Here is a 14,031-nt window from a genome sequence, read left to right on the forward strand (position 1 = left end):
CCTCGATCTTGCATGAGGGGCCGTCAGCTTGCTGACGGCCCCTCATGCAAGATCGAGGCTGGTCTCCATGTTTCACCGCCGCGACCTTCCCCACTAGAGATCGCGCGTGGGATCCCGGGCCAGGACGTGGGCGAGCATGAGCATCCAGTTGGCCAGCTCGTCGATGAACTGCTGGGCCGTCGGCAGCTTTCACCAGTCTTCGGGCCACGCCAGCAGGCGGTCTACCGAAGCTTCAGTCGCCGCGACGCGCCAAAATAAGCGATGTCTAAAAGGCTGAGGCCTGCACAGATCGCAGTGGGGCGACAAGGTCTGCCTCTGGGCGCACTATGCGGATATCGATGCCTGACCGCGTGACAAAGCGCCGTCGACGAAGAGACAGCCTGAGCTGAACGGCATCCTCCGCCTGCACGAGTGTCGGTTTCCGACGGCTTCAGCCGCGACCAGGACGTCCTCCCGCTGGCGTTCCGGGGACGAGGTGGCAGCTTCATCCGGGACAGGCGGCGCACACCGAGTAGGCACTTGCCGCACCCGTCGTAGGGGCGTTCGAGCATGTTCAGGTCCGTACCGCGCAAGATCTCTCCGTTTCGGGCACGCAGGGTACGAAGAATTCACGGCCACCCCCGGGACGATCTTGGTCAGCCCAGGAAGCTCAGCCGCACCTGACGGTTGGGGTTGTCCTTGTTGGTGTCCACCAGGCATACCGACTGCCAGGTGCCCAGTGCCAGTCGGCCGCCGATGACCGGCAGGGTTGCGTGCGGGGCCACCAAGCCGGGGAGGACGTGGTCGCGGCCGTGGCCGTGGCTGCCGTGCCGGTGCTGCCAGCGGTCGTCGGCCGGCAGCAGGGTGTGGAGGGTGGCGAGGAGGTCGTCGTCGCTGCCCGCGCCGGTTTCGATGACCGCGATGCCGGCCGTGGCATGCGGGACGAAGACGTTGAGCAGACCGTCGCGGCCGCGGGCCGCCTCGCGGAGGAAGTCCTCGCAGGAGGCGGTGAGGTCGTGGACCGTCTCGGACGAGCCGGTGGAGAGGTCGATCAGGCGAGTGGTGAAGGCGTCGGACATGTCTCCATCCTCACTCACCTCGCGGAAAAACGCGTCCGCCTGGCGAGACGGCGATTGACCGTGTCGTACGGGGCTCGCTACCTTCCTCGGCATGTTGCGTTCAGCCCTGCTCACCACGCGCGGTCACATCGACCTGCTGCGGGTGGCTTCCGCGTCCTGTCGCGGTCGCTGACGCCTCGGGCGCGTCGCGGGCGCCGTTTCCACCGGTTCGGCGAGTCGGCTTCCCACTCCTGATGTCTGCCGTCCCCGACGGTCGGCGTTGAGTACCGGGTGGCATCGGCGCTCCGGACCGGACCCCATCGGACAGGCCGCTATCCGGTCGGCGTCCACATCCCCCTGGTGCTCGCGTCTCTCCGACGAGCCGCGGATGACTGCGGCCTCCTCGCTCCATTGCCCCGTTGCTGTGCCTCCGACGTGCGCTGATCCGGCGTACGGGCGCTGAGGCACAGCGGTGGGGTGGGCAGGCCGTGCCGTTGTCCGTTCCGTCCCCCCTGGCTCTCCTCCTCTCCTCTTCCCCCCCTCGGCCCTTGTCGGCCGTTCCCCCGCCCTCTGCCTCCCTGGAGTCCCTTGTGGCCACTGCCACCGCGCCGCCGGATATATCGCCCACATCACGAGATCGGCCGGTGGAGCTGGAACCCGTGGTTCCTGCGTCCGGCCGCCGTCGTCCGGTGCCTCGCTGGGTGCGGCGGACCGTCGGTCCCGTCGGACTGCTCCTCCTCTGGCAGGTGTTGAGCAGTACGGGAGTCCTCCAGCCGGACATCCTCGCCGCGCCCGGGACCATTGCCTCGGCCGCCGCGGACCTGGTCGCCGACGGGACGCTGCCGTCCGCGATGGCCGTCTCGCTGCAACGGGTCGCCGTGGGGCTGCTCATCGGCGGTGTCACGGGCACGGGCCTGGCGCTGCTCTCCGGCCTGTCGCGGCTCGGGGAGGATCTGATCGACGCGACCGTGCAGATGCTGCGCACGGTTCCCTGGGTGGGGCTGATCCCCCTGTTCATCATCTGGATGGGCATCGGTGAGGCACCGAAGATCGCGCTGATCGCGCTGGGTGTCGCCTTCCACCTGTACCTCAATGTCTACGCCGGGATCCGCGGGGTGGACGAGCAACTCATCGAGGCCGGAACGTCCCTCGGGCTGTCCCGCGCGGCGCTGATCCGCCATGTGGTGCTCCCCGGGGCGCTGCCCGGCGCGATGACCGGGCTCCGCTACTCGCTGGCGACCGCATGGCTGGCCCTCGTCTTCGGTGAGCAGGTCAACGCCGATGACGGCATCGGCTTCCTGATGAACCGGGCCCGGGAGTTCTTCCAGACCGATGTGATCGTCGTCTGCCTGGTCGTCTACGCCTTCCTCGGCCTCACCGCCGACATCGTCGTCCGCACTCTCGAAAGGCTGCTGCTGCAATGGCGACCCAGCTTCACGGGCCAGTGACCCGCACCGCGACCGGCCGCGCCGGTTCCTCCACCGGCAACGATGACGCCCTCGCCGAGGGGCCCGTCACCAAGCCCTCTGGCGCCGAGACCCCCGACATCGAGACCTCCGGCGTCGAGACCTCCCGCGTCGGGACCTCCGGCGCCGAGGCCCCCGACACCAAAGTCCCCGACTCCGAAGTCCCCAGCACCAGGGCCCCCGTCGCCGATGACACCGCTCTCAGTGACACCGCTCTCAGTGACGCCACGCCCGGTGACCCCGCTCCCAGTGAGGCCGTCTCCCGGGACGCCGCGCCGGGTGACGCCTTCTCCCGGGACGCCGAATCCGAGCGTGCCGCGCCCCAGGACGCCGCCGTGCGGATCGAGGGGCTGCGCCGGTCCTTCGGCGGGAAGCCGGTGATCGACGGACTCGAGCTGACGCTGCGGCCCGGGGAGTTCACCGTGCTGCTGGGGCGCAGCGGCTGCGGCAAGAGCACGTTGCTGCGGGTCCTCGCCGGGCTGGACCGGGAGATCGAGGGCGAGGTGCTGGTGCCCCGGCGGCGTGCCGTGGCGTTCCAGGCGCCGCGGCTGATGCCGTGGAAGCGGGTCTGGCGCAATGTGCTGCTCGGTCTGCCGGGGCGTCCCGACCGTGCGGTGGCCGAGCAGGCGCTGGAGGAGGTGGGGCTGGGCCACCGGTCGGGGGCCTGGCCGAAGACGCTCTCCGGCGGTGAGGCGCAGCGGGCCTCGCTCGCGCGGGCGCTGGTCCGGGAGCCCGATCTGCTGCTGCTCGACGAGCCGTTCGGCGCCCTGGACGCGCTGACGCGGATCAAGGCCCAGCAGCTGGTCGCCGAGTTGTGGCAGCGGCGGGGGTGCGCGGTGCTGCTCGTCACCCATGACGTCGAGGAGGCGCTGCTGCTCGCCGACCGGGTGCTGGTCATGCGCGACGGTGCCATCGCCTGGGAGACCCGGGTCGGGTTGGACCGTCCGCGGGCCGTGGGCGGTGCGGAGTTCGCCGCGCTGCGGGCCCGGCTGCTCGCGGAGCTCGGCGTCGCGGAGCCCGGAGCCCCCGCCGCGCGCGCCGCCTGATGTGCCCCGCCCGGCGCCCCGTCCCTGTCCCCGGCCGTCACCGGCTTCACCCCCACCGGCCTCACCCCCACGGGCCTCACGCTCACCGGCCTCACCCGCTCCGGCCTCGTTCACGGCCGGCCTCGTTCACGGCCGGCCCTCAACCGAAAGACGCACGATGAAGATTCCGAAGTCCGTGCTGCCCGCGCTGCTGCTCCCGTTGTCCCTGCTCCTGAGCGCCTGCGGCGGTGCCTCGACCGCAGCGGGCGGTGCCGGGGGCGACACCACCGACGGGAAGGGGGACGTCACGCTGAACGTCGGTGACCAGAAGGGCGGGGCCGAGGCCGTGCTGCGGGCGGCCGGCGAGCTGGACGACCTGAAGTACCGGATCAAGTGGTCGACGTTCACCTCCGGTCCCCCGCTGCTGGAGGCGGTCAGTGCCGAGGCGGCGGACATCGGCGGGGTCGGCAACACGCCGCCGGTGTTCGCGGCGGGGTCGAAGTCGAAGATCAGAATTGTCGGCGCCTTGCACGGCACCACCGACGGCGAGGTGATCGCCGTGCCGAAGGACTCCCCGCTGAAGAAGCCGAAGGACCTCAAGGGGAAGACGATCGCCGTCGCCCAGGGCAGTTCGGCCCACTTCCAGCTGATCGCCTCCTTGAAGCGGGCCGGGCTGTCCGTGGGAGACGTCAAGGTCAGCTATCTGCAGCCGGCGGACGCGCTGGCCGCGTTCAGCCGGGGCAAGGTCGACGCCTGGGCCATCTGAGATCCGTACACCTCGCAGGTGCTGCGGACGGCGGACGCCCGGGTGCTGACCACCGGCAAGGGAGTGTCCAACGGCCTGAACTTCCAGGTCGCCTCACCGGCCGCGCTGAAGGACCGGAAGAAGTCCGCGGCCATCGACGACTATCTGAAGCGGCTGCAGCGGGCGCAGAACTGGGTGTTCCGGCACCCCGAGGCGTGGGCGAAGGTCTGGGCGAAGGAGACCGGACTGCCGTACGAGGTGGCGCTGGACTCGGTCGAGCGCACCAACGGGACCCGGGTGACGGTGGCGGTCGACAAGCCGGCCGTGGCCTCCGAGCAGAAGATCGCCGACACCTTCGCCGCGCTGAAGCTGATTCCCCGGCGCTTCTCCTTCGCCGACTACGTCGACACCCGCTACAACCGCGGTCTCCCCGCGTCCTCCACCCCGCCCCGCAGCTACGGAAAGGCCCCGCGATGACAGTCCACCTGCACTGGTTCCTGCCCACCGGAGGTGACGGGCGGACGCTCGTCGACCGGCACGCCTACACCGACGGCGGGATCAAACGGTCCCGGATCACCCCGGTGAGCGGCGTCCGGGCGCCCGACATCGACTATCTCGCGCAGATCGCCAAGGCCGCGGAGCGGCTGGGCTTCGAGGCGGTGCTCACGCCGACCGGTACGTGGTGCGAGGACGCCTGGCTGACCACCGCCGCGCTGGCGCAGCACACCGAGCGGCTGAAGTTCCTGGTGGCGTTCCGGCCCGGGGTGATCTCACCGGTGCTGGCCGCCCAGATGGCGGCGACGTACCAGCGGATCACCCGGGGGCGGCTGCTGCTCAATGTGGTGACCGGCGGGGATTCGACCGAGCAGCGGCGGTTCGGCGATCACCTGGACCACGACCAGCGGTACGCCCGGACCGCCGAGTTCCTGTCGGTGGTGCGGGGCGCCTGGAGCGGCCGGCCGTTCGACTTCGAGGGCGAGCACTACCGGGTCGAGGGCGGGCTGACGGCGCTGCCGCCGGACCCGCTGCCGGAGATCTTCTTCGGTGGTTCGTCCGCCGCGGCCGGGCCGGTCGCGGCCGGGCATGCCGATGTGTATCTGACCTGGGGCGAGCCCCCGGAGCTGGTGCGGCAGAAGATCGACTGGATCCGGGGGCTGGCGGAGCAGCGGGGGCGGACGGTCCGCTTCGGCATCCGGCTGCACACCATCAGCCGGGATTCGGCGCGCGAGGCGTGGGCCACCGCGGACCGGCTGCTCGACGATCTCGACCCGGAGACGGTCGCCGCCGCTCAGCAGGCGCTCGGGCGCAGTGAGTCGGTGGGCCAGCAGCGGATGCTGGCGCTGCACGGCGGGTCGCGCGACGAGCTGGAGATCTCGCCCAATCTGTGGGCCGGGGTCGGACTGGTGCGCGGGGGTGCGGGCACGGCGCTGGTGGGCAGCCACGCGGAGGTCGCGGACCGGATCGAGGAGTACCACGCGCTCGGTGTCGATCACTTCGTGCTGTCCGGCTATCCGCATCTGGAGGAGGCGTACTGGTTCGGCGAGGGGGTGACGCCGGAGCTGGCGGCGCGTGGTCTGCTCGCGGCGCCGCCGTCCCCGCTGGAGCGGGTTCCGGCGGCGAACGGGCGTCCGGCGTCGGCGCCCGGTGGGGCTCCGTTGCTGGTGGCGGGGGGTCGCTGAGCCGTTCCGGCCGGACCGGGAAGGATCCGCCCGCCCCCTGAGTTAGTAGAAACATGAACGACTCTGGGGTGCGTGCGGTGGACGTGGCCGTGGTGGGCGCCGGGCAGGCAGGACTGTCCGCCGCCCACCACCTGCGCCGGGCCGGATTCGAGCCGGACCGGGACTTCGTGGTCCTCGACCACGCACCGCGGCCCGGCGGCGCCTGGCAGTTCCGCTGGCCCACGCTGACCTACGGCAGGGTGCACGGCCTGCACGAGCTGCCCGGGCTTCCGCTGACCGGCGCCCGGGAGGACCTGCCCTCCGCCGAGGTCATCGGCGACTACTTCGCCGTCTACGAGCACGCCTTCGACCTGCGGGTGCACCGGCCGGTGGACGTCCGGGCGGTGCGCGAGGGCCCGGACGGCCGGCTGCTGGTGGAGACCACCGAGGGCGCCTGGGCGGTACGGGCCCTGATCAACGCCACGGGCACCTGGGACCGCCCGTTCTGGCCGCGCTATCCGGGCCAGGAGTCCTTCCGCGGGCGGCAGGTGCACACCGCCGGGTACCGCGGTCCGGAGGACTTCGCCGGTGAGCGGGTGATCGTCGTGGGCGGCGGCACCTCGGCCGTCCAGAACCTGATGGAGATCGCCGAGGTGGCGGCCGGGACGACCTGGGTGACCCGGCGCCCGCCGGTCTTCCGCGACGGGCCGTTCGACGAGGACCGGGGCCGGGCGGCAGTGGCGCTGGTCGAGGAGCGGGTCCGCAGCGGTCTGCCGCCGCAGAGCGTGGTCTCGGTGACGGGCCTGCCGATGACCGAGGCCATGCGGCGCGCCCGCGAGCGGGGAGTACTGGTCCGACGGCCGATGTTCGAGCGGATCACCCCCGAGGGGGCCGAATGGGCGGACGGCGGCACCGTCGCGGCCGACACGATCCTCTGGGCGACCGGCTTCCGCGCGGCCATCGACCATCTGGCGCCGCTGCGGCTGCGCGAACCGGGCGGCGGGATCCGGATGGCGGGCACCCGCACCCTGCGGGACCCGCGGGTGCACCTCGTCGGGTACGGGCCGTCGGCCAGCACCATCGGTGCCAACCGGGCCGGGCGCGCCGCCGTCCGCGAGATCCGCGCACTGCCGGCCGGGGCGGGGCCCGGCGCGCCCGGGCCCGCTCAGGTGTCCAGCGGCTTCCTCGAGGTCTCCGGCAGCGCCAGGTAGACGCCGAAGGAGACCAGGCACAGCAGCGCGACGTACCAGGGGAACCAGTCCGGGTGGCCCGCCTGGGCGAACCAGGTGCCCACATAGGGCGCGGTGCCGCCGAAGAGGGCCACCGTGAGGGAGTAGGGGAACCCGATGCCCGCGGCCCGGACGCGTGCGGGGAAGATCTCGGCGTTCACCGCGGCCGCGACCGAGGTGTAGCCGGTGAGGAGCACCATGCCCGCGCACTGCACCAGCAGCAGGGAGACGAAGGCGTCGGTGACGAGTCGCAGCAGGGGGACGGCCAGCAGCGCGAAGCCGAGGGAGAAGCCGAGCAGCAGCGGCTTGCGGCCGATCCGGTCCGAGAGCAGGCCGCCCAAGGGCTGCAGCACGGCGAAGAACGCGAGGGAGATGGTGCCGACGAGCAGTGCGTCGCCCTTGTCGAAGCCCGCGTTGACGGTGGCGTACGTCGGCAGGTAGGTCGTCCACGTGTAGTACGCGATGGTGCCGCCGGTGGTGACGCCGCAGATCAGCAGGGATGCGCGGGGGTGGTGGCGGAGCGCTTCGAACAGGCCCGGCCGCGGGGCGGACCGCTGTTCGGCGCTGCGGGTCTCCTGCGCGCCGCGCCGGATCCAGAACCCGACCAGGCTGATCACCGCGCCCAGCGCGAACGGCACCCGCCAGCCCCAGTCCGCCATCTGGTCGTCCGTCAGCTGATGGGCGAGGAGTGCCGCGACACCGGAGGCGACGAGCTGGCCGACGGTCGTCGAGACGTACTGGAAGCTGGAGAACAGGCCACGCCGCCCCGGTCCGGCCGACTCCACCAGGAACGTCGTGGAGGCGGCGAACTCACCGCCCACCGACAGCCCCTGGAGCAGCCGGGCGGCCACCAGCACCACGGGGGCGAGCAGTCCCGCGGAGGCGTAGGCGGGGGTGAGCGCGACGAGCAGGCTGCCGCCGCCCATCAGCAGGATGGTGACGGTCAGCGCCGCCCGCCGGCCGTGCCGGTCCGCCACCGCGCCCATCAGCAGCCCGCCGACCGGGCGCATGAAGAAGCCGACGGCGAAGACCGCGAAGGTGGACAGCAGCGGAACGAGCGAGTTCCCGGAGCCCGGCGGGAAGACCTGGTCCGCGAAGTAGACGGCCAGGAAGGAGTACGCGTACCAGTCGTACCACTCGACCGCGTTGCCGACGGAGGCCGCCGCGAGCTGGCGCACGGCGGAGCCCCGGGAGCCGGTCGCGGGGGCGTCGTGCCCCGGAGCCGCATGTCCTGTGCTTGTCATGCCCCTGGACCTCCCCGGGCGGGGAGTCCCGCACACCCGTACGGACACCAGGATGCGGTTCCGCAGGCCGGCCGCTTCGTGGTCCGTGCCCGGGCCGGGCTCAGGTGGCGGCCGGTGCCCACGGCTGCCCGCTCGGGGCGAATCGGGCATCCGCGTCCCGGCGGAGCAGTGCGGCGTACCGGCCGTCCTGGGCCAGGAGTTCCTCGTGGGTGCCCTGCTCCGCTATGCGCCCGGCGTCGAGCACCACGATCCGGTCGGCGTCGCGGACGGTGGAGAGCCGGTGCGCGATGGTGATGGTGGTCCGGCCGGCGGACAGCGCGTCGATGGCCTGCTGCACGGCGTGTTCGGTACGGGTGTCGAGCGCGCTGGTGGCCTCGTCGAGGATGAGGACCGGCGGGTCGCGCAGGATGGTGCGGGCGATGGCCAGGCGCTGCTTCTCACCGCCGGAGAAGCGGTGGCCCCGCTCCCCCACCAGGGTGTCGTAGCCGTCGGGCAGGCCGGCGATGTGGTCGTGGATCTGCGCCGCCCGCGCCGCGGACTCGATCTCGGCGTCGGTGGCGTCGGGTTTGGCGAAGCGCAGATTGTCGGCGACGGAGGCGTGGAAGAGGTAGGTCTCCTGGGAGACGACGCCGACCGCGCGGGCCAGGGTGTCGAAGTCGAGATCGCGGACGTCCGTCCCGTCCAGGGTGACCCGGCCGGCGGTCACGTCGTACAGCCGGGGGACGAGATGGCCGAGCGTGCTCTTGCCGGAGCCGGTGGGTCCGACGACGGCCAGGCTGCTGCCGGCGGGGACGGCGAGCTCGATGGCCCGGAGCGTGTCCGCGCCCTCGGCCCCGTAGCGGAAGTGGACCGCCTCGAAGCGCACGTCGCCGCGGACGGTGGGCAGCCGCACCGGGTCGGCCGGTTCGGCGATGTCCACCGGCAGGTCGAGGTACTCGAAGATGCGCTGGAAGAGCGCCAGCGACGTCTGCATCTGCACTCCGGTGGAGAGCAGGCTGACGGTGGGGCGGAGCAGCCCCTGTTGCAGCGAGACGAAGGCGACCAGGGTGCCCAGGGACACCATCGGACCGCCGAAGTGCTGGGCCATGCCCGCGGCCCAGTAGATGACGGCGGGCATCGCGGCCATCACGATGCCGATCACGGCCATCCGCCAGCGGCCCGCCATGCTGGAGCGGACCTCCAGCCCGACGAGGCGTTCCGACTCCGCGGCGAAGTCCCGCGTCAGTGAGTCGGCGCGGCCCATGGTGCGGCCGAGCAGGATGCCGCTGACCGACAGCGACTCGGTGACCATCGCGGCCATCGCGGCCAGCTGCTTCTGCCGCTGCGCGGTGATGCGCTTGCGCTCCCGGCCGACGCGCCGGCTGATCCAGACGAACAGCGGCAGCAGGGCCAGCGAGACCACCGTCAGCCGCCAGTCGAGGGCGAGCATCGCCACCACCGTGGCGACGACGCTGGTGAGGTTGGAGACCAGCGAGGTGGCGGTGGACGTCACCGTGGCCTGCATGCTGCCGATGTCGTTGGCGATCCGGGACTGCACCTCGCCGGTCCGGGTGCGGGTGAAGAAGGCCAGCGACATCCGCTGGAGCCGGGCGTAGACGGCGGTGCGCAGGTCGTGCATGACGCGCTGGCCGACCGTGGTCGAGATCAGGGTCTGCAGGACTCCGAAGACGCTGCTCATCACGGCCGCCGCGATCATGCCGAGCGCGAGCAGGCTCAACAGACCCGTCCGGGCCTGCGGAATGGCCGTGTCGAGCACTTCGCGCAGCATGAACGGCGACGCCACGGTGGTCAGCGAGGAGGCGCCGACCAGCAGCCCGACCAGGGCGAGGCGGCCGCGGTACGGGCGGAACAGGCGGAGGATGCGACGCAGTTGAGCGGGCGGCTCCCCCTCCGGTGAGGGCGCATCGGCAGCCGTCCGGTCCGGCGGGTTCGCGACCTGCGGGTGAAGCGGGTTCCTGTCGGGGTGCATGGGCTCCTTCGATGGGTGTCGGCAGTCGTCGGCCGGCGCCCTTCCGGTGAGCGTGGGCGCCTTCCGGTGACGGCTCGCCGTCGGGGCAGGACCGTCCGTCCGGGATGGCTCCCCGGGACGGGCCGCGCCTCGGGGGCGCCGCCCTTCGGGTCGGGCATCCGGCCGCCACCCGCACACAGCCGGTGCCGGCGGGGCGGCCGAAGAGAGCTTAGCTCATTGTTACCTAAGCTCACAATGAACACAGTCCTGATAGTCTGGCGGACATGCCCTCCTCGTCCGACCGCCCCGGCACCGGCTCCTCCGGTACCGACTCCTCCGGCACCCTCGCCGAACAGCTCCTGCGGCTCACCCGACGGCTGCACCGCGCACAGCAGCGGCACCTGGAGCCCCTGGGGCTGACCCCCGCGCAGTCCCGGCTCCTGCGGGCCGTCATACACTTCGCCGAACCGCCGCGGATGGCCGATCTCGCCGAGCGGCTGGAAGTCGTGCCGCGCGCGGTGACGACGCTGGTGGACGCGCTGGAGGCGACGGGTTCGGTGCGCCGCGTCCCGGACCCCGCCAACCGTCGCGTGGTGCGCATCGAGGTCACCGACGCCGGCCGGGCGACGCTCCGGCAGTTGCGCACGGCCCGCCGCGCCGCCGCCGAGGAGATCCTGGCCCCGCTGACGGCGGAGCAGCGCGAGGTGCTCGACGGCCTGCTGACCGACCTGTTGACTTCCTCCCCCGCCTAGCTGTACTGATCGGGGAGGTTGATCAACCGCGAGAACGGGGGCTGGTTGCCGCAAGCGCCGTGCGGACGGTGCTGGTTGTACTGGTGCAGCCACGGTGGCAGAGCGTCTCGGCGTTGTTGCTCGCTGGTGTAGCAGCGGGCGTAGGCCCAGCCGTCGGCCATGGTGCGGTGGAAGCGTTCGACCTTGCCGTTGGTCTGCGGACGGTAAGGGCGCGCGTACTTCGGTGTGATCGAGAGGGTGTCGCACGTGTCGCGCCAAAGGTAGGACCGGTAGGCGCCGCCGTTGTCGGAGAGAATCCTCTCGATGGTGACGCCGCGCTCGGCGAACCACTCCACCGGCGATGCAGCACGCCGACTGCGGTCACGGCCGTCTCGTCATCGTGGACCTCGGTGTAGGCGACGCGGGAGTGGTCGTCGATGACGGTGTGCACGAACGCATATCCGAGCTTCGGGCCGCCGCAGGCGTTGCGTGACTTGCCCGGTGTCGCGACGCGGTGCTTCTCGCCTTGGCGGCGACCGACGTACCGCCAACCGCCTCCATCGGGGATGTTCCCGAGCTTCTTCACATCCACGTGCACGAGCGATCCCGGGTGGTCGTGCACGCACCGGCGGACGGTTCACCCGTCGCTCGATCGACGTAGGCGAGTCGGTTCAGTCGGACCGATCGCAGGATTCGGTGCACTGTCGACGGGGCGATGTCGAGTCTCGCGGCGAGCTGGACGGGCCCTTCTCGCAGGCGCAGTCGCAGGCTGACGCATCGCTTCGTCACGTTCTTGGGTGTTTTGGTCGGAGATCCCCGGGGTCATGAGGATCGGTCCTGCATGGACTCGCCTGCAAGGCAGCGATCGGCCCAGCGCTTTACGGTTGGCCAGGACACCTGGAATCGGGCCGCGACTTCGCTGATCGGCCAGCCGTCGTCAACGACGAGTCGAGCGACTTTCAGACGGTGGCGCGGGGTGAGGACGGCGTTCGGATGTGACAAGTTTGAGCTCCTGGACAGCCTGAAGGGCCGACCATCGGGTGCGGGCGGCCCTTCGACAACCAGAAGTGTGGGTAGAGGGCGTGAAGATCAGTCCACCGGGGAGACCCGGATGAGGTTGCCGTCGGGGTCCGTGATGACGAACGTGCGACCGAAGACAGCGTCGTGTGGCTCCTCCGCGACATGGACTCCCTTCGAGACCCAGCTCGTGAAGATCTCGTCAATCGCGGTCGCTCCTCCTGGGACCATCAGTCCGACTTCGCTCGTTCGAGGGGTGCTCGGGACCGCATGCTCGCTGTAGCCCGTCCACAGCGCGAACAGGACGCCGGGGGCAACCTCGAAAGCTACGTAGTGGGGACTGATGAAGGTCGGTTCGATCTCGAACAGGTCGCTGTAGAAGGCGGTAGCGGTCTCGGCGTCGCGGACGCCGATCAGGAACAGGTTGGGTGCGGGCATAGTGCGCTCCTCAGATCGTTGAATGCTCGGTACTGCTCCAGTTGACCGCCGCATCGCGACAGAGCCTGTCACCTTTTCTGCAAAGGTTGGTCAGTATGAAGGCTTCGAGGCTGTTGCATCTCTTGCTGCTCCTGCAGACCCGTCAGCGCATCACCACCACCGAGCTCGCCGGACGTCTGGAAGTGTCTCGGCGGACCGTGCTGCGGGATGTCGAGGCGCTCTCGACAGCAGGTGTGCCTGTCTATGCCGAACGCGGGCGGAACGGCGGGATCGCCTTGCTCCCCAGTGCACGGCTCAACGCATCGCATCTGGAACCATCAGAGCTGGAGGCACTCTCCGTAGCCGGTTTGGACAGCGCGCAACTTGAGCGTATGGGTCTGTCTGCGGTGTGGGAGTCGGCCGCGCGCAAGATCGCCGCTCGGCAGGCTGCAGCACCTGGATCGCCGAGCCTGCCGCAACTGGCGGACCTGGTGCTGGTAGACAGCACCGCGTGGTTTGCTGACTCAGAGGCAGGGGTCGACGTATCGGATCTGGCCTCGGCACTGCGACACCGCCGCCGGCTGCGAATCCAATACCGGCGCAGCGCCGAGCATCAGGCCTCAACGCGGGTGGTCGACCCGTACGGGATCGTCGCGAAATCCGGTCGCTGGTATCTCATCGCCGATGACCAGGGGAACGGTCGGCTGTTCGCTCTGGAACGACTCTCGTCCTACGAACAACTCGACGCGCCAGCTGCTCTCCGACCAAGCGAAACCCTCCGCACCAGATGGGCCGCGTTGAAGGAACGCACCGAGGGGCAAGGTTGCGTGAGCGTGACCGTCCGCCTGCCAGAAAATGGACTCGACCTGGCGCGGCGCATCCTCGGCAGCCGCATCCACGACGTCTCCGACGCGGAAAACGGCTGGTGCACCGTCGTCGTCCGCTACCCCGACATCGAGTCAGTGCGTCAGCTCCTCCAGTTCGGCGACCACATCGAGATACTCACCCCAGAGACAGCCCGCGAACGCATCAGTCAGCTCGCCAGAGACCTGGTTGAAAGGCACTCAACCCCGGCCTCGTGACTGCCGAGCGGAACGCCCTGCTCTCAATCAACGTCTCCGGTCAGTACACCTAGCGGCGGGGGATTCCAGCGGTCGCCCGCTGGGTTTCCTGCTTCACCGACGACCGCCCCGTCCGGGACGACTCCCGTTGAGGTCTTACACCGTCTCCACAGGCAGAAGCCGCCAGCCCGGCGGCCAGGATGTTGAGTGCCGCGTTCACATCGCGGTCATGCACGGCGCCGCACTCGCACGTCCACTCACGGACGTTCAGCGGCAGCTTCTCGCGGACCGTGCCGCAGGCCCCGCACAGCTTGCTGGACGGGAACCACCGGTCGATCACCACGAGTTCACGCCCGTACCAGGCGCACTTGTACTCCAGCATCATGCACAGGTCTGCCCAGGCCACATCCGAGATGGCACGCGCGAGCCTGCCGTCCGCCCCCGACCGGGCCG

At 70.8% G+C, this 14,031-nt stretch carries 11 protein-coding genes and 3 pseudogenes; 8 read left to right on the forward strand and 6 right to left on the reverse strand.

Translation table 11 applies throughout. The annotated features are described in order from the left end of the window. Positions 1-635 precede the first annotated feature (635 nt). Positions 636-1,058 (reverse strand): secondary thiamine-phosphate synthase enzyme YjbQ, encoded by a 423-nt coding sequence (locus ABT112_RS15315; RefSeq protein ID WP_351509609.1) that lies wholly within the window; start codon positions 1,056-1,058, stop codon positions 636-638. A 91-nt stretch (positions 1,059-1,149) separates the two neighbouring features. On the opposite strand from ABT112_RS15315, the gene ABT112_RS15320 reads away from it, so the two are divergent. The 6 genes and pseudogenes from ABT112_RS15320 (at position 1,150) to ABT112_RS15345 (ending at position 7,142) form a co-directional block, all read left to right on the forward strand. Beyond that, complete coding sequence (locus ABT112_RS15320) at positions 1,150-1,230, forward strand: putative leader peptide (RefSeq protein WP_351509790.1); 81 nt, start codon at positions 1,150-1,152, stop codon at positions 1,228-1,230. A 397-nt stretch (positions 1,231-1,627) separates the two neighbouring features. Beyond that, a complete protein-coding gene (locus ABT112_RS15325) occupies positions 1,628-2,485 on the forward strand; it encodes an ABC transporter permease (protein ID WP_351509611.1) in 858 nt (285 codons plus the stop codon). A 353-nt stretch (positions 2,486-2,838) separates the two neighbouring features. Continuing rightward, the gene (locus tag ABT112_RS15330) at positions 2,839-3,549 is read left to right on the forward strand and encodes an ABC transporter ATP-binding protein (protein WP_351509792.1); all 711 of its coding nucleotides are present in this window, start codon (positions 2,839-2,841) and stop codon (positions 3,547-3,549) included. Between the two features lie 157 nt (positions 3,550-3,706). Then, a pseudogene (locus ABT112_RS15335) lies at positions 3,707-4,750 on the forward strand (ABC transporter substrate-binding protein). After that, on the forward strand, positions 4,747-5,952 hold the full coding sequence (locus tag ABT112_RS15340) for an LLM class flavin-dependent oxidoreductase (RefSeq protein WP_351509613.1): 1,206 nt from the start codon (positions 4,747-4,749) through the stop codon (positions 5,950-5,952). Before ABT112_RS15335 ends, ABT112_RS15340 begins: the two are co-directional and overlap by 4 nt. Positions 5,953-6,005: 53 nt before the next feature. Continuing rightward, positions 6,006-7,142: an NAD(P)-binding domain-containing protein gene (locus tag ABT112_RS15345; RefSeq protein ID WP_351509615.1), complete on the forward strand. Its 1,137-nt coding sequence runs from the start codon at positions 6,006-6,008 to the stop codon at positions 7,140-7,142. On the opposite strand, the gene ABT112_RS15350 is transcribed toward ABT112_RS15345, so the two are convergent. After that, positions 7,097-8,404, reverse strand: a complete 1,308-nt coding sequence (locus ABT112_RS15350) for an MFS transporter (RefSeq protein WP_351509617.1) — start codon at positions 8,402-8,404, stop codon at positions 7,097-7,099. The genes ABT112_RS15345 and ABT112_RS15350 overlap by 46 nt on opposite strands. A 100-nt stretch (positions 8,405-8,504) precedes the next feature. Continuing rightward, positions 8,505-10,373 carry an ABC transporter ATP-binding protein gene (locus ABT112_RS15355; RefSeq protein WP_351509619.1) on the reverse strand — a complete coding sequence of 623 codons (1,869 nt, stop codon included), beginning with the start codon at positions 10,371-10,373 and terminating at the stop codon, positions 8,505-8,507. A 263-nt stretch (positions 10,374-10,636) separates the two neighbouring features. Here ABT112_RS15355 and ABT112_RS15360 point away from each other — a divergent pair, with 263 nt between their 5' ends. After that, positions 10,637-11,104 carry a MarR family transcriptional regulator gene (locus ABT112_RS15360; RefSeq protein ID WP_351509622.1) on the forward strand — a complete coding sequence of 156 codons (468 nt, stop codon included), beginning with the start codon at positions 10,637-10,639 and terminating at the stop codon, positions 11,102-11,104. Here the strand turns inward: ABT112_RS15360 and ABT112_RS15365 are convergent. Continuing rightward, a pseudogene (locus ABT112_RS15365) lies at positions 11,101-12,085 on the reverse strand (IS481 family transposase). The gene ABT112_RS15360 and the pseudogene ABT112_RS15365 overlap by 4 nt on opposite strands. An 87-nt stretch (positions 12,086-12,172) precedes the next feature. Continuing rightward, positions 12,173-12,538: a VOC family protein gene (locus ABT112_RS15370; RefSeq protein ID WP_055548848.1), complete on the reverse strand. Its 366-nt coding sequence runs from the start codon at positions 12,536-12,538 to the stop codon at positions 12,173-12,175. 95 nt (positions 12,539-12,633) lie between these two features. Here ABT112_RS15370 and ABT112_RS15375 point away from each other — a divergent pair, with 95 nt between their 5' ends. Continuing rightward, on the forward strand, positions 12,634-13,599 hold the full coding sequence (locus ABT112_RS15375; protein WP_351509624.1) for a helix-turn-helix transcriptional regulator: 966 nt from the start codon (positions 12,634-12,636) through the stop codon (positions 13,597-13,599). Between the two features lie 49 nt (positions 13,600-13,648). On the opposite strand, the pseudogene ABT112_RS15380 reads toward ABT112_RS15375, so the two are convergent. Next, a pseudogene (locus ABT112_RS15380) lies at positions 13,649-14,014 on the reverse strand (RNA-guided endonuclease InsQ/TnpB family protein); the annotation flags it as partial. Between the last annotated feature and the right edge of the window lie 17 nt (positions 14,015-14,031).

It is taken from the genome of Streptomyces sp. NPDC002055 (assembly GCF_040296705.1).
In the GTDB taxonomy this organism is placed as follows: domain Bacteria; phylum Actinomycetota; class Actinomycetes; order Streptomycetales; family Streptomycetaceae; genus Streptomyces.